The sequence below is a fragment of the Nocardia sp. NPDC056100 genome, assembly GCF_042266325.1.
Taxonomy (GTDB): domain Bacteria; phylum Actinomycetota; class Actinomycetes; order Mycobacteriales; family Mycobacteriaceae; genus Nocardia.
On record NZ_JBHJVY010000001.1, the window covers coordinates 2202014 to 2220614 of the forward strand.

15 protein-coding genes and 2 tRNA genes are annotated in these 18601 nt (G+C 66.5%); 13 read left to right on the forward strand and 4 right to left on the reverse strand.

All coding sequences use genetic code 11. From position 1 onward, the window contains the following. The first annotated feature begins 112 nt into the window (after positions 1-112). On the forward strand, positions 113-1459 hold the full coding sequence (gene lysA / locus ACFC0O_RS10240) for a diaminopimelate decarboxylase (RefSeq protein WP_375955449.1): 1347 nt from the start codon (positions 113-115) through the stop codon (positions 1457-1459). 21 nt (positions 1460-1480) lie between these two features. Here the strand turns inward: lysA and ACFC0O_RS10245 are convergent, their stop codons facing one another. Continuing rightward, a complete protein-coding gene (locus ACFC0O_RS10245; RefSeq protein WP_375955450.1) occupies positions 1481-3241 on the reverse strand; it encodes a helicase HerA-like domain-containing protein in 1761 nt (586 codons plus the stop codon). Positions 3242-3384: 143 nt separating this feature from the next. Between ACFC0O_RS10245 and orn the strand changes: the two genes are divergently transcribed. Continuing rightward, on the forward strand, positions 3385-4002 hold the full coding sequence (gene orn / locus ACFC0O_RS10250; protein WP_375955452.1) for an oligoribonuclease: 618 nt from the start codon (positions 3385-3387) through the stop codon (positions 4000-4002). 66 nt (positions 4003-4068) lie between these two features. Continuing rightward, a tRNA-His gene (locus ACFC0O_RS10255) sits at positions 4069-4141 on the forward strand. A 60-nt stretch (positions 4142-4201) separates the two neighbouring features. On the opposite strand, the gene ACFC0O_RS10260 is transcribed toward ACFC0O_RS10255, so the two are convergent. After that, the gene (locus ACFC0O_RS10260; protein WP_375955454.1) at positions 4202-4918 is read right to left on the reverse strand and encodes a GNAT family N-acetyltransferase; all 717 of its coding nucleotides are present in this window, start codon (positions 4916-4918) and stop codon (positions 4202-4204) included. 182 nt (positions 4919-5100) lie between these two features. On the opposite strand from ACFC0O_RS10260, the gene ACFC0O_RS10265 reads away from it, so the two are divergent. From ACFC0O_RS10265 to ACFC0O_RS10290, 6 genes are all read left to right on the forward strand, one after another. Continuing rightward, positions 5101-5643 (forward strand): hypothetical protein, encoded by a 543-nt coding sequence (locus ACFC0O_RS10265; protein WP_375955455.1) that lies wholly within the window; start codon positions 5101-5103, stop codon positions 5641-5643. A gap of 103 nt (positions 5644-5746) precedes the next feature. Continuing rightward, positions 5747-6232 (forward strand): Lrp/AsnC family transcriptional regulator, encoded by a 486-nt coding sequence (locus ACFC0O_RS10270; protein WP_375955457.1) that lies wholly within the window; start codon positions 5747-5749, stop codon positions 6230-6232. Positions 6233-6431: 199 nt separating this feature from the next. Next, positions 6432-9902: an indolepyruvate ferredoxin oxidoreductase family protein gene (locus tag ACFC0O_RS10275; RefSeq protein ID WP_375955459.1), complete on the forward strand. Its 3471-nt coding sequence runs from the start codon at positions 6432-6434 to the stop codon at positions 9900-9902. Between the two features lie 376 nt (positions 9903-10278). Beyond that, positions 10279-11349, forward strand: coding sequence for a Glu/Leu/Phe/Val dehydrogenase (locus ACFC0O_RS10280; protein WP_375956098.1), 1071 nt, complete (start codon positions 10279-10281; stop codon positions 11347-11349). Positions 11350-11383: 34 nt separating this feature from the next. After that, the gene (locus ACFC0O_RS10285) at positions 11384-12874 is read left to right on the forward strand and encodes an amino acid permease (RefSeq protein ID WP_375955461.1); all 1491 of its coding nucleotides are present in this window, start codon (positions 11384-11386) and stop codon (positions 12872-12874) included. A 167-nt stretch (positions 12875-13041) separates the two neighbouring features. Next, positions 13042-13410, forward strand: a complete 369-nt coding sequence (locus tag ACFC0O_RS10290) for a YbjQ family protein (RefSeq protein ID WP_375955463.1) — start codon at positions 13042-13044, stop codon at positions 13408-13410. A gap of 97 nt (positions 13411-13507) precedes the next feature. On the opposite strand, the gene ACFC0O_RS10295 is transcribed toward ACFC0O_RS10290, so the two are convergent. After that, entirely contained in the window at positions 13508-14161 is a 654-nt protein-coding gene (locus ACFC0O_RS10295; RefSeq protein WP_375955464.1) for a TetR/AcrR family transcriptional regulator C-terminal domain-containing protein, read from the reverse strand. Positions 14162-14231: 70 nt separating this feature from the next. Here ACFC0O_RS10295 and ACFC0O_RS10300 point away from each other — a divergent pair, with 70 nt between their 5' ends. From ACFC0O_RS10300 to ACFC0O_RS10310, 3 genes are all read left to right on the forward strand, one after another. Beyond that, the gene (locus tag ACFC0O_RS10300) at positions 14232-15707 is read left to right on the forward strand and encodes an FAD-dependent monooxygenase (RefSeq protein WP_375955466.1); all 1476 of its coding nucleotides are present in this window, start codon (positions 14232-14234) and stop codon (positions 15705-15707) included. A 23-nt stretch (positions 15708-15730) separates the two neighbouring features. Then, positions 15731-16375: a cyclase family protein gene (locus ACFC0O_RS10305; protein WP_375955468.1), complete on the forward strand. Its 645-nt coding sequence runs from the start codon at positions 15731-15733 to the stop codon at positions 16373-16375. A gap of 84 nt (positions 16376-16459) precedes the next feature. Continuing rightward, complete coding sequence (locus tag ACFC0O_RS10310; protein ID WP_375955470.1) at positions 16460-16876, forward strand: hypothetical protein; 417 nt, start codon at positions 16460-16462, stop codon at positions 16874-16876. Between the two features lie 77 nt (positions 16877-16953). Here ACFC0O_RS10310 and ACFC0O_RS10315 read toward each other — a convergent pair whose 3' ends face one another. Beyond that, a complete protein-coding gene (locus ACFC0O_RS10315) occupies positions 16954-18165 on the reverse strand; it encodes an Ig-like domain-containing protein (RefSeq protein ID WP_375955472.1) in 1212 nt (403 codons plus the stop codon). Positions 18166-18507: 342 nt separating this feature from the next. Between ACFC0O_RS10315 and ACFC0O_RS10320 the strand changes: the two genes are divergently transcribed. Continuing rightward, positions 18508-18580: transfer RNA gene (locus ACFC0O_RS10320), tRNA-Lys, on the forward strand. The last annotated feature ends 21 nt before the right edge of the window (positions 18581-18601 follow it).

Genomic DNA, 18601 nt, shown 5'->3' on the forward strand with positions numbered 1-18601 from the left:
CACGCGACCGATCGTCAAGGACGCGTAGCCGATACGTCCCGGCTGCCCGATCCGGCGTAGTCCTGGATTCGGCCCCGCCTACGGAATAGCGGGGACGCATCCAGGAGACATCGTGACGCTGCTCGACATTTTCCCGTCGCTGCGGTCGGGGGGCATGCTTCCTCGCCTCGACCCCTCGGTCTGGCCGCAGGAAACGCACTACGACGCCGACGGCCGCATCACCGTCGGCGGGGTCGCGCTCGCCGATATCGCCGACCAGTACGGCACCCCCACATACATCCTGGACGAGACCGAAGTCCGCTCCCGCTGCCAGGCGTATCGGCGGCAATTCCCGGACGCCGAGGTGCTCTACGCGGGCAAGGCGCTGCTCACCCGCGCGGTCGCGGAATGGGTGACCGAAGAGGGCCTCTCCCTCGATGTGTGCTCGGCCGGGGAACTGGCCGTCGCACTGTCCTCATGGGTGAATCCGCAGCGAATCATGTTGCACGGCAACGGTAAACCCTTCGCCGAACTGGAGACCGCGATCAACTGCGGAATCGGCCGCGTGGTCATCGACTCGCTGACCGAGATCACCCTGCTGTCGGCGCTGGCGAGCACACCGCAGCGGGTACTGCTGCGGGTATGCCCCGACGTGGACGTGCACGGGCATCCGGCCGTGCGCACCGGGGTCGCCGATCAGAAGTTCGGCTTCACCATCGGCAGCCACGCGCTCAGCGAAGCCGTGGAACGCATTGTGCGCCAACCCAATCTGGAATTCGCCGGACTGCACTGCCATATCGGCTCGCAGATCTACGACACCTTCCCCTACGGTGAGGCCATCCGCCGCATGATCGGCGAAATGGCAAGGATCCGTGACGAATACGGCGTCACCCTCGGCACGCTCGATATCGGTGGCGGTCACGCGGTGGCCTACCGCCCCGGCGACGCCGAGATGAATCTGGCCGAACTCGCGGACATCATCGAGGATTCACTGGACGCGGCCTGCGCGCGCTATGCCTTCCCGCGTCCCACGATCGCCATGGAACCCGGCCGCGCCATCGTGGCCCGCGCGGGCATCACGCTCTACCGCGTGCTGTCCATCAAACACGTCGAAGGCGGCCACACCTTCGTCACCGTCGACGGCGGGATGAGCGACAACCCCCGCGTCACCCTCTATGGCGCACGCTATGAAGCCGTGGTGGCGAACCGGCACCCCACCGGCCCGCATATGACCGCCAATATCGCGGGCCGCTACTGCGAAGCCGGTGACATCCTGGCCACCGACGTCCGTCTGCCCGCCGATCTGCGCCCCGGCGAAGTGCTCGCCATGCCCTGCACCGGGGCCTACCACCACAGCCTGTCCTCGTCGTACAACGGCGTCGGCCGCCCGCCCATCATCGCGGTCCGCGACGGCAGCACCCGGGAACTGGTCCGCCGCGAAACCATCGAGGATCTGATGCGCCGCGATATCGGCCACTGAGTGCCGAAACCGGCAGTGCCGCTATCGCTTCCGGGTGCCGAAGATACTGCGGCCGATCTCGCGCCCGGCCACGGTGGCGGCCGACCGCAGGAAATTCTTGAAAGCGGTGTTGTTGACGATCTTCTCGGCCATGGATTCATCGACCGGCTGCGCCTTGGCCCGCCCGCGCGACGGCGCGGGTTCGGGAGCCTCCTCGGCCGCCTTGGCCAGCTTCTCGGCCAGGATCTCGTACGCCGATTGCCGGTCGATGGTCTGCCCGTACTTGCTGTACAGCGTGGATTGCTGTGCCTTGGAACGGATTCCATCGTCGCCGATGGTGTCCATGAGCGAGCGCGGCGGCTGCATGCGCGCCCACGCCACCGGGGTGGGCGCACCCTTCTCCGAGAGCACGGTGACCACGGCCTCACCGATTCCCAAAGAGGTCAAAGCCTTTTCGAGATCGTAGGTGGCGGTCTTGGGGTAGGTGCGCACCGTCTTCGACAGCGCCGCTTGATCTTCCGGGGTGAAGGCGCGCAGCGCGTGCTGTACGCGCGCACCCAGCTGGGAGAGCACGGCATTGGGGATATCGGTGGGCAGCTGCGTGCAGAAGAACACGCCCACGCCCTTGGATCGGATGAGCTTCACGGTCTGCTCGACCTGCTGCAGGAACGCCTTCGACGCACCCGTGAAGAGCAGATGCGCCTCATCGAAGATGAAGACCAGCTTGGGTTTATCCATATCGCCGATTTCCGGCAGCGTCTGGAACAGATCCGCCAGCACCCACATCAGGAAGGTGGAGAACATCTGCGGGCGGGACGCCTGCGCACCCAGTTCGAACAGCGTGATCACACCCTGTCCACCCGCCACCCGCAGCAGATCCGCCGGATCCAGTTCCGGCTCACCGAAGAAGGTGTCACCGCCGTCGGCCTCGAGATTCACCAGCGCGCGCAGGATCACGCCCGCCGTGGTCGCGGACACACCGCCGATCCCCTTCAATTCCTCCTTGCCCTCCGGGCTGGTGAGGAATTGGATGACCGCGCGCAGATCCTTCAGATCCAGCAGCGGGAAACCGTTCTGATCCGACCAGTGGAAGATCAGCCCGAGTGTGGATTCCTGAGTCTCGTTGAGCCCCAGCACCTTCGACAGCAGAATCGGCCCGAACGAGGTGATGGTGGCGCGAATCGGCACCCCGATCCCCTCGGTGCCCAGTGAGACGAATTCGCACGGGAACCCGGATGGCTTCCAGTCCGGATCACCGGTTTCCTGTGCGCGCGTGAGGATCTTGTCATTGGACTGCCCGGGCTGCGCCAGCCCCGACAGATCGCCCTTGATATCGGCGACCACGACGGGCACCCCCGCCGCCGACAACTGCTCGGCGATGCCCTGCACCGTCTTGGTCTTACCGGTACCGGTCGCACCCGCGATGAGCCCGTGCCGGTTCATGGTCTTCATCGGAATCCGCACCCGCGCATCGGGATGCACCTTCCCGTCCACCATGACGGTGCCCAATTCCAGCGCGAGCCCCTCGAACGCGTATCCGGCCGCGATCCCCTGCGCCGCGACCTCATCCGGTGCGCCCGCGTCCGCCGAGCCCGAATCCGCCTTGCCGTCGGCGGCTTTCGCGGGGGCGTCGGCCTTCGCGGGAGTATCGGCCTTCGCCTCGGCCGCGGCCTTATCGGCGGCTTCCTGTTCGGCAGCTTCCTTTTCAGCGGCATCGGCCGCCGCCACCGCCTCCGCCGCGATCCGCGCGGCCTCCTCCGCGGCCTTACGGGCCGCCGCTGCCTTCTCCTGCGGGGTGGTCATCGCGCTGTCCTCCGTCTGCTCTAGCCAAACCGACAAACGATCGCGGAACTTGCCGAAAGGATACTGCCCGGTCGGGTGGCAAACCGGACCCGACGCGGCCGGGCGCGGGGGCCGCCGACCGGGAAACGACTAACGTGTCCCGAGTGTCAGACAAAGTGGTGTGGATTGATTGCGAGATGACGGGCCTACGCCTGGACAGCGACAAGCTGATCGAGGTGGCCGCACTCGTGACGGACAGTGATCTCAATATTCTCGGCGAGGGCGTGGACATCGTCATTCACGCCGATGACACGGCCTTGGCGGCCATGCCGCCGGTGGTCACCGAGATGCACGCGCGCTCCGGGCTCACCGAAGAGGTCCGCCGCTCCACCGTGACCCTGGCCGAGGCCGAGCAGCAGATCATGGACTACATCAAGCAGTACGTGCCCGCCCCGCGCACGGTACCGCTGGCCGGTAACTCCATCGCCACCGATCGCGGCTTCCTGGCCCGCGATATGCCCATCCTCGACGCCCACCTGCACTACCGCATGATCGATGTCAGCTCCATCAAGGAGTTGGCGCGCCGCTGGTACCCGCGCATCTACTTCGGCCAGCCGGAGAAGGGCCTGGCCCACCGCGCCCTGGCCGATATCCAGGAATCCATCCGCGAACTGCAGTACTACCGCCGCACCGCCTTCGTGGCTCCCCCCGGCCCCTCCACCGCCGAGATCGCCGCCGTAGCGGCCGAACTCAGCCGGAAACCGACCGGAAATACCGCTTAACCAGCCGATTAGGTACTCAGCGGCGGATCGCGATACGATCTACCGCGCCGGAAACAACCGGCAATGGTGACCGTAGTTCAGTTGGTAGAGCACCAGGTTGTGATCCTGGCTGTCGCGGGTTCGAGTCCCGTCGGTCACCCAAAAGATCAGGCCCGAGGTTTACACCTCGGGCCTGATCTGTATCTCCAGCCGGTACCGCTCAGTCCGGAGCCTGCACCAAAGTCAGCTGTCCGCGCTTGCGCAGGGTGAAGCCGAGGGTTTCGTAGAGGCTGATCGCGGTGGTGTTGTGCGCGACCGCGTGCAGGAACGGGATTTCACCGCGTTCGCGGATGCCCGCGCCGACCGCGCGCACCAGACGCGAAGCCAGGCCGCGGCCGCGGAATTCGGCGTCGGTGCAGACGGCGCTGATTTCGGTCCAGCCCGGCGGGTGCATGCGCTCGCCCGCCATGGCTACCAGGCGGCCGTCCACCCGGAGGCCGAGGTAGGTGCCCATTTCGATGGTTCGGGGCGCGAAGGGGCCGGGTTCGGTGCGGGCGATCAGGGCCAGCATCTCGGGTACGTCGGCGGGCGTGAGGATGTCGAGTTCGGGATCGTGTGCGACGCGCAGGCCGGAGCCATCCATCTGCACCGAATCCAGGACCTGATGCACGGTCCAGCCGGGCGGCAGTTCATGGCCGAGGCCGCGCAGGGCGGTGCCGCCGCCGGGGCCGAGCACGGTGGCCAGATCGGCCCAGTCCTGCTCGTCCAGCTCGGGCGGATGGCCGATGAAGCGCGCGACCTCCGGGTCGTAGCGGCCGATTCGCCCCACCCAGGTGGCGAATCGGGCGTGTACGCCGCGCAGCGACGCCCGCACCGGATCGTCGAGTGGATGCAGCGAGGTGTCTACATCGATGGCTGTCCCGTTGCTGATCTGCACAACGCCATTCAATCCGGTTCGCCCGCAACGTATTTCCAACCGCTCGAGCTGATTGCAATCCTTGACGCTCACAAGATCGGAAAACCATCGACAGCTAACCCTCCGCAAGCGCATAATCGACAGACATCCGGTGCCGTTCGTCGGGGGAACAGCAAAGGAAAACCCGGACGGATGGAAAGACAATGTTCATCAAGAAATTGGTGGCCACAGCGGTTCTCGCGATCGCAGCCACCGTAACCACCATGGCGACGGCACACGGGGAAGCCGGTCTCGCCGATATCACTCTCAGCGGCCTGGACGGCCAGGTCGGCTACACCACAACCCTCGCCGCCGATCATTCGAACGCCCTCGTCACCCTCGCCTCCGGCCACTTCGTGCTGACCCCGGACGCGGTACAGGTGGTCGCGGACGACGGCACGATCGTCGGGGCCATACCGACGACACTGCAGACGGATGTGGGTCAATCCCTCTCCGTCACACCGACTCTGGCCAGTGCCACGGAATTGACCCTCACCCCGGTGGGCGGGCCGACAGCCGCGGCGACCAGTAGCCAGGGTCTGCCCTTCGTGCACACCGTCGATGCCAATGGCGGCGCGATACTGGCCGGGGCAGCGGTCGGCTGTCTGGTCGGCATTGTGATCGGCATTTGGTTCTTCCTGGTCGGAGCCATATTCGGCTGTGCCATCGGTGCCGCAATCGGCGGCTTCATCGGAGCGGTGTCGTAACCGGCCCGCCCCGGAACAGCACGGGGGCCGCGTATCCGTTCCCCTACGCGGCCGCATTCCCGGCACACCCGAGTTGCCCGCCTCCGCCATGCGAAAATGCGGCATGACCATCAAGATCGACGCACTCGATGCCGCACTGCTGGCGGAGCTGGCGGCCGATCCGCGAGCGCCGATCCTGGAATTGGCGCAGCGGTTGCAGATCGCGCGAAATACGGTGCAGGCGCGGATGAAACGGCTGGAGGCATCGGGGGCGGTGCGTGGTTATCCGCCATCGGTGGATCTGCAGGCGATCGGCTTCGCGGTGCACGCGTTCCTCGGGGTGGAACTGGATCAGAACAAGATCGACGGGATTGTCGAGGCGCTGCGCGAATTCCCCAACGTGCTCGAGGTGCACGCCACCACGGGACGTTCGGATCTGCTGGTGCGGATCGCGGCGCAGTCGCAGCAGGATCTGCTGGGGATCATTCAGCGGGTGCACGCCATTCACGGGGTGCGGCACACCGAGACCATGCTGGCGCTCGCCACCCCGATCGAGTACCGGTCACTGCCGCTCGTCGAGCATCTGACAAAACCGGCTAACCCGACATGATGTGACCCGGGTCTCCCCTCGCTCGAGCAGAATGTTGCACGCGCAGAAGTGCCGCAGATCACTTTTGAGCAGTCTGATCAACTTTTTGCCCTTCTGTTGACACAGATCACCCCTTAACGGCAGATTTCGCAGCACCGATTGCTTAGTCCCTGTCGTTTGCAGCTCACGATCTGGGCTGTGGAAAGAGTGGTGACCGTTCATGACCAGCGTTGCCTGCCCCTCATCGCAGCAGGCCGAACCGGCCGCCCCGTACGACCTCGCCGACCGCTATCGCTCCGGCGCCGGACCGGTCCTGCTGACCGGCGTGCAGGCCATCGCACGGTTACTGGTGGAACAGCATGTGCGCGATATCCGCGCCGGCCGCCGAGTCGCCACCTTCGTCTCCGGATATCAGGGCAGCCCCCTGGGCGGGGTCGACAAAATGCTGCTCGGCATGCCGAATGTGCTGTCCGAGCACGACATCACCTTCGTACCCGGGCTCAATGAGGAACTCGCCGCCACCTCGGTATGGGGCAGTCAGGCCGATCTGCCCGCCGGGCGCGCCACCCATGACGGGGTCATCGGGGTCTGGTACGGCAAGGGCCCCGGCGTGGATCGCGCCACCGATGCCATCCGGCACGCGAATATGTACGGGGTCAATGCCCGCGGCGGCGTACTGCTGCTGGTCGGCGATGATCCGGCCTCGAAATCCTCCACCGTGCCCGCCGTGAGTGAGCGCTCGCTGGCGGCCATGGGTGTGCCGGTGCTGTTCCCGCGCAATGCGGAAGAGATCATCACCATGGGTATGGCCGGGGTCGCGCTGTCGCGGGCCTCGGGCTGCGTGGTGGCCATGAAGATCGTAGCCGATGTCGCGGACGGGGCCTGGACGGTGGACGCCGCGGTCGCGGATCTGCCGCTCACGATTCCCGAAGTGCAGTGGGAGGGAAAGCCTTTCGTCTACCGGCAGCGGCCGATGGCGGCTCCCGCGGACAGCGTGCTGGCCGAGGCCGATCTGTACGGGCCGCGCTGGGCCACGGTGCGGGAGTTCGGGGCGCTGAACGATCTCGATGTCATCGAGGTGAATCCGGCGGACGCCAAGATCGGCATAGCCGCCACCGGCACCACCTTCGACGCGGTGCGGCAGGCGCTGCTGGATCTGGGCGTCGACGAGGCGGCCCTGCATCGCGCCGGGATTCGACTACTGCGCATCGGTATGCCGTATCCCGTTGGGGCGCAGCAGGTCACCGCGTTCGCCCGGGGTCTCGAGCAGGTGATCGTGGTGGAGGATAAGACCGCCTTCATCGAGACGCAGATTCGCGAGATCCTGTACGGCACGGCCGATGCGCCGCGCATTCTGGGCAAGCTGGACGAGCGCGGTGCGCCGCTCATGCCCGCCGACGGCGAACTGACACCGGGGCGACTCCTCGCTCCGCTGCGCCGGGTGCTGCGCGCACACGTCGAGCTGAAAAGGGCTGCCCCGCCCGCGCTTTCGCTGGAGGTGCTGTCCACCAAGCGCACCGCGTACTTCTGCTCCGGTTGCCCGCACAATCGCTCCACCGCGATTCCCGAGGGTTCGATCGGCGGCGGCGGTATCGGCTGCCACACCCTGGTGACCATGTCCGGCCGCAGCGACAGCGCCGTCACCGGACTCACCCAGATGGGCGGTGAGGGCAGCCAGTGGATCGGCCAGGCGCCGTTCACCGATGTGCCGCATCTGTTCCAGAACATCGGGGACGGCACGTTCTTCCACTCCGGGCAGCTGGCCGTGCAGGCGTGCGTGGCGGCCGGGGTGAACATCACCTACAAACTGCTCTACAACGAGGTCGTGGCCATGACCGGCGCGCAGGATGCCATCGGCATCCTGTCGGTGGCGCAGCTGACCCATAAGCTCACCACCGAGGGCGTCAAGCAGATCATCATCTGCGCCGATGAACCCAAGCGGCACAGTCGGCGCGCGCTGGCCAAGGGCACGCTGCTGTGGCATCGCGACCGGCTGGACGAGGCGCAGCGGGCGCTGCGCGAGATCGAGGGCGTCACCGTGCTGATCTACGACCAGCACTGCGCCGCCGACGCGCGACGGCAGCGCAAGCGCGGCACGCTGCCGGTGCGCAATACCCGCGTGGTGATCAACGAGGCGGTCTGCGAGGGCTGCGGTGATTGCGGTGTGAAGTCCAATTGCCTTTCGGTGCAACCGGTCGAGACGGAATTCGGGCGCAAGACGCGGATCGATCAGACCTCCTGCAATACCGATTACAGCTGCCTGGACGGGGACTGCCCGTCGTTCGTGACGGTCGAGGTGGTGCCGGATGCCAAGGGACGCAAGAAGTCCCGTAAGCGCGCCGAGCCGCCCGCGGTGGCCGATCCCGGACTGGACGCGCCGGTGGGCACGCAGAATGTTCTGCTCGCCGGGATCGGCGGCACCGGTATCGTCACGGTCAACCAGGTACTGGCCACGGCCGCACTGCGCGCCGGGTACGAGGTCGAGAGCCTGGATCAGATCGGGTTGAGCCAGAAGGCCGGGCCGGTCGTATCGCATCTGCGGTTCTCGACCACGACGCTGGAGCCGTCGAACCGGCTCACCCCGGGCAGCGCGGACTGCGTCATCGCCATCGATCTGCTGACGGCCGCCGATCCGAAGAACCTCCAGTACGGAAACCCTTCCGGCACAGTGGCGATCGCCTCCACCAGCCGCACGCCCACCGGTGACATGGTGTACGACAAGTCGGTCAGCTATCCGGAGACGCCGCAACTGCTGGATCGCCTTGCCGCGGTGTCGGATTCGCTGAGCCACTTCGACGCATTGGCAGCGGCCGAGAAGCTCTTCGGCAATACCGCCGCCGCGAATTTCCTGATGGTCGGCGCGGCCTTCCAGACCGGCGGACTCCGGTTGCCCGCCGCGGCGATCGAGGAGGCCATCGGCATCAACGGTGTCGCGGTGGCGGCCAATATCGCCGCCTTCCGCTGGGGCCGGGTCGCGATCGCGGATCCCGCCGCCTTCGCCGCCGCGGTCGAACCGATTGCGCCGCAGCGCGCTCCGGCGACGCTCGCACCGGAACTGCTGGCCGGAACCGGCTTCGAGGGTGAGGTGCGCCGACTGGTGGAACTGCGCGCCGCCGAATTGGTGCGGTATCAGAATGCCAAGGTCGCTCGCCGCTACGTGGACACGGTCCAATCCGTGTGGGCGGCAGAACGTTCCGTCACCGAGCGCACCGAGTTCAGCGCGGCCGTGGCCCGCGGCCTGCACAAGTTCACCGCCTACAAGGACGAGTACGAGGTGGCCCGCCTGCTGGTGGATCCCGCCTTCCTGGCCCAGGTGAGCGAGCAGGTGCCCGACGGCGAGAACCTCACCTACAAACTGCATCCGCCGATCCTGCGGGCGATGGGCCGCAAGAAGAAGATCGGTCTCGGCCCCAAATCCCATGTGGCGCTGAAACTTCTCGCCAAGGGGAAGTCGCTGCGCGGGACCCGCCTGGACCCCTTCGGATACGCTCACGTCCGAAAGGTGGAGCGCGAGTTGCTCGCCCACTACACCGCCCTCGTGCAGCGCCTCGCCACCACCCTGACCCCCGACACCTACGACACCGCCACCGCGTCCGCCACCCTCCCCGACCTGGTCCGCGGCTACGAGGACGTCAAACTCGCCAACGTCGACCTGTACTGGTCGGGTCTGCGCGACCTGGGCCTCGACTGACATCCGCTGCGTGAGGTTTCCGCACCGCGAGTGTGGATCCCGGCCGAGAACATGCCGGGATGACGGGGCGGCACACCCCAAGGGGACAGCCCCCCAAGGGGACGGTCCTCCAGAGGGACGGTCCCCCCAGAGGGACGGTCCCCCCAGAGGGACGGTCCCCCCAGAGGGACGGGCCCCCAGAGGACGGCCACCGTCGACGGGGCGGTCCGCCCGCCCAGGAACCTTCGCGCGAACTCACCCCTGGTCATCCCGGCGTGCTTGTGGCCGGGATCCACACCCGGAAGCGCCACACCCGGCGCGACCGGCACGCCGCCACAAGCGGCAACCACCCCGCCGCCACCATGCGGCATTCAGAGAGGAATCGATTGTGACCGCAATGCACACCGAGACAGGCGTTTTCGGCCGTTCGCAGGAACTGAGCTCGCGACGCCATGAACAGGTCGTGTTCTGCGAGGACGATAAGAGCGGGTTGAAGGCGATCATCGCGATTCATTCGACCGCGCTGGGGCCCGCGCTCGGCGGCACCCGTTTCTACCCGTACGCGAGCGAATCGGCGGCGCTGGAGGATGTGCTGCGGCTGTCCTGGGGCATGACCTACAAGGCCGCGGCGGCCGGGGTGAATCTGGGCGGCGGCAAGGCCGTCATCATCGGCGATCCGGCGACCATGAAGACCGAGGAACTGCTGGCCGCGTACGCGCGGTTCGTCAATACCCTTGGCGGCCGGTATATCACGGCGGGCGATGTCGGCACCAATACCGATGACCTGGATGTCATCGGTAAGCACACCGCGTTCGTGACCGGCCGCAGTACCGCCGCGGGCGGCTCCGGTGACAGTGCCCGGCTGACCGCGCTCGGCGTCTTCCACGCCATGCGCGCCGGAGCCGAATCCGTCTGGGGCGCACCGTCGATGGCCGGTCGCACGGTCGGCGTCGAAGGTGTCGGCAAGGTGGGCGGCGAGCTCATCGCCATGCTGCTTGCCGACGGCGCGGAGGTATGCGCCACCGATGTGAATGACGCGGCCCTACAGCGTATTTCGCGGCAGCACCCGTCGGTGCGCCTGCTGAGCACCGTCGCCACCGCACCCGTGGACATCTACGCCCCGTGCGCCCTCGGCGGCATTCTCACCGCGACCACCGCCGAAACCATCGAGGCGAAACTGGTGTGCGGCGCGGCCAACAACCAGCTCGCGACCCCCGAGGTGGAACGGTCGCTGAACGAGCGCGGTATCACCTGGGTCCCCGATTTCGTCGCCAACGCCGGCGGCCTCATGCAGGTGGCGGGCGAATTGCGCGCCGCCGATCCCGCCGCCATCGAATCCGATGTGACGGCCATCTACGACCGCTGCCGCGACATCATCACGGCGGCACAGGCTTCCGGCATCGGCACCGGGGCGGCGGCGAATCGTTTCGCCGAGCGCCGGCTCGACGCCATCCCGCGGACCATCTGACCGCGACGCCGGAGTTTCAAGGAGGAGACCAGAAGTGGCGATCACCAGCGGGTTATTCCGCACCAAATCAGTGGAACAGTCGATCCGGGACACCGATGACCCGGATGCCAAGCTACGCAAGGATCTAACGGCCAAGGACCTCACCGTCTTCGGCGTCGCGGTCGTCATCGGCGCGGGCATCTTCACCCTCACCGCGCGCACGGCGGGCACGGTGGCCGGACCGTCGGTATCGCTGGCGTTCGTCTTCGCGGCGATCGCGTGCGGGCTGACCGCGCTCTGCTACGCCGAATTCGCCTCGACCGTACCGGTGGCGGGCAGTGCGTACACCTTCGCGTACGCGACCTTCGGCGAGATCATCGCGTGGATCATCGGCTGGGATCTGATTCTGGAATTCGCGCTCGCGGTCTCCGTGGTGGCCAAGGGCTGGTCCCAGTATCTCGGTGAGGTACTGGGTTCCCGCCCGCCCATCCTCGAACTCGGTTCGCTCCATTTCGATTGGGGCGCAGTACTTATCATCGCCGTGGTCGGGGTGCTGCTGGCGACCGGCACCAAGCTCTCCTCGCGGGTGTCGGCCATCGCGGTCGGGATCAAACTGGCGGTGATCGCGCTGGTGCTGGTGGTCGGCGCGACCTATTTCAAGGCGTCCAATCTCACCCCGTACATTCCGCCGTCGCAGCCCTCGGAGAAGGCGGGCGGGGTGCATCAGTCGCTGTTCAGCTTCCTGACCGGTTCCGGCGGAACAAGTTTCGGCTGGTACGGCCTGCTGGCCGCGGCCAGCCTGGTGTTCTTCGCCTTCATCGGATTCGATGTCGTGGCCACCACCGCCGAGGAGGTGCGCGATCCGCAGCGCAATGTGCCGCGCGGCATCTTCGGTTCGCTCGCGATCGTCACCGTGCTCTACGTCGCGGTCTCGCTGGTGCTGACCGGTATGGTCCCGTACACCGCGCTGGCCGATGGAAACGCCACCCTGGCAACGGCTTTCGCCCTGCACGGGGATATGTGGGTGAAGAACATCATCTCCATCGGCGCGCTCGCGGGCCTGTCCACGGTGGTGATGGTGATGTTCCTGGGTCAGACCCGGGTGCTGTTCGCCATGGCCCGGGACGGCCTGCTGCCGCGCGGTCTGGCGCGCACCGGTAAGCACGGCACGCCCGTGCGCCTGACGGTCATCGTCGGCATCGTCTGCGCCCTGCTCGCCGGTTTCGTGGATTTCGGCACGCTCGAGGAGATGGTGAATATCGGCACGCTGGTCGCCTTCGTGCTGGTGTCGATCGGCGTCCCGATCCTGCGCCGCACCCGCCCGGATCTGCCGCGCGGCTTCCGCGTCCCGTTGGTTCCTTTCGTCCCGATCCTGGCGGCGTTGGCCTGCCTGTGGCTCATGCTCAACCTCTCCATCGAGACCTGGCTGCGCTTCGTGGTCTGGATGGCGCTGGGCGTGATCGTGTACTTCGCCTACAGCCGCAAGCATTCGGTGCTGCGGCGGCAGAGCGCGCAGGACGAGCCGGAAACCTCGCCCGTCAGCTGACCAAGGGTGCGAATCATCCTGATGAGGGGGGTGATTCGCACTTTCGCGCTACTCGGGGATGACCCGATTCGGGACCTGAGACCGATCGGCTCGGGACCTGCGGGCGATGTCGAGCGCACCCCCGATTACCGAGGATCGAGGGGTACGCATCGACGAGAGGAAACGCCATGAGCGTCAATGAGGACCACTCCCGCATCGGGACCGACCACGTCATCGTCAGCACCATGAATGATCTGCCCGGCTACCAGGTGACCGAGGTGCTCGGCGATGTCTTCGGCCTCACCGTGCGCAGCCGCCACCTCGGCTCACAGCTGGGCGCGGGCCTGAAGTCCATGTTCGGCGGTGAACTCAAGGGCATGACCAAGATGCTGTCCGACAGCCGCGAGGAGGCCCGGCAGCGTCTGGTCGAGCACGCGCTGGAGCTCGGCGCGGACGCCGTACTGGCAATGCGCTTCGACGCCAACGATTTCGCCGATATCGGCCAGGAGATCTGCGCCTACGGCACGGCGGTCCGCATCCGCGCCGACAAGCTGTAATCGAATTCCACAGTCCCGCAGACGGTCAGCCGCGATCCCATCGGATCGCGGCTGAATCCGTTTCCGGAACAGTCGTTTTCACGGTCGGGCGCGCCCGCTACTCCGGCGCGGCCTCGATCCCGGCGAGTATGACGCGGAGCCCGGTGAGATATTCCACATCCGGGTCGACGGCCGCGAAACCGGCGATCATGCGAGCGGTGCGCGGATAGCGGCCGGAATCGACGGCCTGCTCCAGTTGTCCCTCCGCATAAGGGTTTTCGGCGTATTCCACCCCCGTCCGCGCCTGCTCCTCGATGACGAATCCGGTGGTGTAGTGCAGCAGGATGGGGAAGACGCGTTCGGCCGAATCCCGGGCCAGTCCGGCGTCCTCCAGCGTGCGCAGGGTCAATTCCACCGTGCGCCACATGGCTTCGTCACTGATGAAGGTGCCCGCGGCCACGCGCGCGCCGTCCGGGTAGCGCAGCATGGACTGCCGCAGCCGCTGTGCGAGTTCGATGAGCCAGTCCCGCCAGTCCACCCCCTGGCGCGGCGCTTCCAGCCCCTCCACGGCGGCCACGAAGATGTGCTGGGCCATGGCGTCGAGCAGTTCGCGTTTGTTCTTGACATGCCAATACAGCGCGGGCGCTTGCACATTCAGCGCGGCGGCGACCTTGCGCATGGTCAGTCCGTCGAGCCCGGCCTCGTCCAGCAGCTCGAGGGCGGCCCGGGCGATGGCCTTGGTATCGAGCTTCACAGCCGGTTTCTCGCTCACCCTTGACACCTTAACAGCGTTCTGGTCTCCTTAACGGCGTTAAGGGTTTAACGTTGTTAAGGAGATTGTCATGGAGACCACGGACGTCGTCATCGCCGGTAGCGGACCGACCGGGCTCATGCTCGCCAGCGAACTGCGCCTGGCCGGAGTCCGGGTGGCCCTGGTCGACGGACTCCCCGCCCGCACCGGCGAATCGCGGGCCGGTGGCATTCACGCCCGCAGCATGGAGATCCTGGATCAGCGCGGCCTGCTCGACCGGCTGCTACCGCAGGGCCGGCGGATGCAGGCCGGTCACTTCGGTGGACTGCCGCTGGACTTCAGCGACTTCGACACCGAGCACCCGTACATGCTGGCCATCCTGCAATCGGTGATGGAACGCGAACTCGAAGTCCGTGCAACCGAATTGGGCGTCGACACGGCGTGGGATTCACCCGTCACCGGCTTCTCGCAGGATGATTCGGGCGTGCGGGTCGAGCTCGGTGGCGCACATCCGCGCACCGTCCGCGCCGCCTATCTGGTCGGCTGCGACGGCGGCCGCAGTTCGGTCCGCAAGCTCGCCGGGATCGGCTTTCCGGGCACCGATGCCACCGCCACCGGCATGCTCGCCGATGTCGAACTCGCCGATCCGCCCGCGGCGCCGTTCTTCGGCCGCCGCAGCGCCGCGGGCGACTACTCCGCCATCCAGTTCGAGCCCGGCTGGTACCGGCTCATCGTGCAGCGCCACGACCTGGTGCTGCCGCGCGGCACCGAATTGACCTTCGAGGATTTCCGCGCCCACTTCACCGAACTCGCGGGCACGGATTTCGGTATGCACAGCCCGCGCTGGGTCACCCACTACGGCGATTCGGCCCGCCAGGCCGAGCGCTACCGGACCGGCCGGGTCTTCCTCGCGGGGGATGCCGCGCATATCCACTATCCGGCGGGCGGTCAGGGCCAGAACCTCGGGATCCAGGACGCGGTCAACCTCGGCTGGAAACTCGCGGCCGCCGTGCATGGCACCGCCCCCGAAACCCTGTTGGACAGCTATGAATCCGAACGCCACCCCATCGCCGCCCGCGTGCTGCACAACACTCGCGCGCAGACCGCCCTCATGCGCCCGGGCGCGCACAGCGACGCATTGCGCGATGTCATGAGCGATCTCATCGCCACCGATCCGGTCCGCCGCCGTCTCGGCCTGGAGATCACCGCCTTGGATATCCAGTACGAAACCAAGTGTGAGCACCCGCTGGCGGGCCGCCGCGTCCCCGACGCCACCCTGACGACCACCGACCGCACCCGCGTCTACGAACTGCTGCGCCGGGCCCGCCCAATCCTGCTGCTGCTCAATGGAACCGAGGCCCCGATCAGCTCGGAATGGGGTGACCGCATCGACATCGTCACCGCCGAAACCCCGGGAACGCCGTGGCACATCCCCGCCGTGGGCCCGGTTCCGGTTCCCGCCGCGATCCTGATCCGCCCGGACGGCTACGCGGCGTGGGCGACGGATGAACCCGGGCTGCCGGGACTGGGCGAGGCCCTCGCGGACTGGTTCGGCGCGACCGCCTGAGCTTCGGGTTCTAGGCTGAGCGCGTGCGCATCATCGACCTGTCGGTCCCGTTGCGGACCGCAATGCCCGTGTATCCCGGTGATCCCGAGGTGAGCATTCGCCCGGCGCTGACCGTCGCCGTCGACGGTGTGAATGTGCTGCACGTGGATATGGGCTCGCAGACCGGGACGCATGTGGACGCGCCGATGCATATCGACGACGCCCTCCCCGCGCTGGACGCCCTGCCGCTGGAGCAGTTCCTCGGACCGGCGGTGGTGGTGGACGCGCGGGGCCTGGGACCGCGCACGGCGATCGGCCGGGAGTACTTCGAGGGCAAGATCGTCGCGGGGCAGATCGTGCTGGTCGCCACCGGCTGGTCCGAGCACTGGGGAACACCCGATTACCTGGCCCATCCGTATCTGGATCCGGCGGCCGCCGCCTACCTGGTCGAGTCCGGGATCCGGACCGTCGGGATCGATACGCTGAGTGTGGATCCGACTCCGGCGCAAGACATTCCGTCACATAGGATCCTGTGCGGCGCGCACGCTGTGATCGCCGAGAATCTCACCGCGCTGGACCGGGTGCTGAGCGAACAGCAGTTGGGGCATCGCGTGGAGGTATCCCTACTCCCCCTGAACCTGCCCGGCGCGGATGGAGCGCCCGTGCGAGCGATCGCTCGCATCGGGTGATCTACCCACTCCGATTGTGACTGAAACAGCACTGGACCTGATTTTGTGGCGCATACCACTTGATCTTCGTAGACTGCTTCTCACATGGGGGAGGTCGGGGCCCCCGACCCAGGCTCGATCAAGGAAGACCATTACGTGAAGCGTTGTACCGTAACAACTCTGCTGGCCACGGCGGCGATTCTGAGCGCCGCTCCCGCGGTCGCCTCCGCGGAGATCACTCTCACGGACGCCTCGAGCAAGACTCAGAGCGACGATCCCATGGAGGCGTCGGTTTCGGGCTCAGCCTCGGGATCGGCGAAGACCGGTAGCTCGGGCGGGCTCGCGACCACCGGCTCCACCGGCACCGGATCGTTCGGCCTGCCGAATCTGGACAAGATGCTGCTGGGTGACTACAAGTCACTGTGCGCGGTCACCGGTAGTGCGGCCACCGTCCTGGGCAATGCCAGCTTCGGCTGCGACAGCCTGAACGGCAAAGGCAGCCTCGGACTGCCCACCCTGTAGATACTTCGGGGGGCACACGATCGAGCAGTAAGAAGGGCTCCGGCTTGACCGCCGGAGCCCTTCTTCGCGTCTATGGATCAGCGGTTGTCGTCGGCGTTGCCGGCCTTCCACTGCGTCCACGGGATATTCCAGTCGCCCAGACCATCCACACCGGACAGCGTGCCGCCGACGGTGTTCTTCACGATGGTGATGTCACCGCGCTTGGAGTTCTCGTACACCCAGCGGGCGTCGGCGGGGCTCAGGTTCAGGCAGCCGTGGCTGGTGTTGCTGTAGCCCTGCTGGCCGACCGACCACGGTGCGGAGTGGAAGAAGATGCCGGAGTAGGAGATTCGGGTCGCCCAGTCCACCGGCGTCTTGTAGCCCGCGGGCGAGTTGACCGCCACACCGTAGGTGGAGGAATCCATGATGATCTTGTCGAAGCGGTCGCCGACGATGTAGACGCCGTTATCGGTGGGGGTGGAGTCCTTGCCCATCGAGGTCGGCATGGTCTTGACCACCTGACCGTTCTTCTCGACGGTCACCATCTTGGTGTTGTCGTCGGCGGAGAAGATCGTCGCCTCGCCGATGGTGAAGCTCGAGGTGATATCGGTATCACCGACCAGGCCGTTGCCCAGATCCTTGCCGTACACGTTCACGGCGATATCGACCTTGGTGCCGGGTGCCCAGTAATGCTCGGGCCGCCACCGCACTTCGCGGTTGTTCACCCAGTAGAAGGCGCCCTCCACCGCGGGGGTCGTGGTGATTTTGATCGCATTCTGAGCGGCCTTGCGGTCCGGGATGTTCTCGTCGAACTGCACGGCGACCGGCTGACCGATGCCGACCACTTCGTTCTCGGCGGGCAGCAGGTACGGGTGGGTGCGGTTATTCGGCGAGATGGTGCTGAAACTCATGGTCGAGGTGCTCGCACCGCCCAGGCCGATGGCCTCCACGGCCAGCTTGTAGGTGCGCGCGAAGCCCAACTGCTCGGTCAGCTTCCAGGACAGGCCGTCCTTGGCGAGCTCCCCGCCGACCGCCTTGCCCTCGGGATTGGTGAGCGTCACATTGGTGAGCTTGCCGTCCTGCACCTGCAGCACCAGCGGATCGCCGGGCGAGACGCCCTTCTGCCCATCCTTGATGGGCGAGACCAGCTTCGGCTTCACCAATTCGCTGACCGGATTGGAATCGATTGCGACAGAGGAGGAATCCTTCGACGAGTTCCCCGAAGAGCACCCCACCAGCGCAAGCGCCAGCACGGACAGCACGGCTACGGATCCCCGCCACCGCGTCGAACGGCCCTGACCATTGCTCATTACAACCCCACTCCATGTCTCGGTGCGTGTGTCGGCCCGGAGAATTCGCCCCGACCACGCCTGCTCGACCACCACGCCCACGGGGTTCGGCCGAGACCACGCCCCGACCATTCTGCCAGGCCGTACGCCCTCACCACACGCCGATACCGCACCCCCGCTAGGGCTCGACCGGTTCATCCGTACCAACCCCCAATTCGTTAACACCCACCCGCAAGATCGCCCCCTCCCCCAAAAACCCAGCTCAACGTACCGATTTCACTTTCTGCCACACCTCCTGTTAATGTTTCTTCCGCACCGCAGAGAGGCCAACCGGACAGGAAAGCCCCAAAGCAGAGCAAACACGCGCCATTAGCTCAATTGGCAGAGCAGCTGACTCTTAATCAGCGGGTTCGGGGTTCGAGTCCCTGATGGCGCACAGGAAAGGCCCTGACAGTTC

Bases quoted from the DNA above. Each gene is read 5' to 3' on its own strand.
- ACFC0O_RS10245 (WP_375955450.1), bottom strand. From the start codon at position 3,241: ATGACCACCCCGCAGGAGAAGGCAGCGGCGGCCCGTAAGGCCGCGGAG.
- ACFC0O_RS10265 (WP_375955455.1), top strand. From the start codon at position 5,101: ATGTTCATCAAGAAATTGGTGGCCACAGCGGTTCTCGCGATCGCAGCC.
- ACFC0O_RS10270 (WP_375955457.1), top strand. From the start codon at position 5,747: ATGACCATCAAGATCGACGCACTCGATGCCGCACTGCTGGCGGAGCTG.
- ACFC0O_RS10275 (WP_375955459.1), top strand. From the start codon at position 6,432: ATGACCAGCGTTGCCTGCCCCTCATCGCAGCAGGCCGAACCGGCCGCC.
- ACFC0O_RS10280 (WP_375956098.1), top strand. From the start codon at position 10,279: ATGCACACCGAGACAGGCGTTTTCGGCCGTTCGCAGGAACTGAGCTCG.
- ACFC0O_RS10290 (WP_375955463.1), top strand. From the start codon at position 13,042: ATGAGCGTCAATGAGGACCACTCCCGCATCGGGACCGACCACGTCATC.
- ACFC0O_RS10300 (WP_375955466.1), top strand. From the start codon at position 14,232: ATGGAGACCACGGACGTCGTCATCGCCGGTAGCGGACCGACCGGGCTC.
- ACFC0O_RS10310 (WP_375955470.1), top strand. From the start codon at position 16,460: ATGGGGGAGGTCGGGGCCCCCGACCCAGGCTCGATCAAGGAAGACCAT.
- ACFC0O_RS10315 (WP_375955472.1), bottom strand. From the start codon at position 18,165: ATGAGCAATGGTCAGGGCCGTTCGACGCGGTGGCGGGGATCCGTAGCC.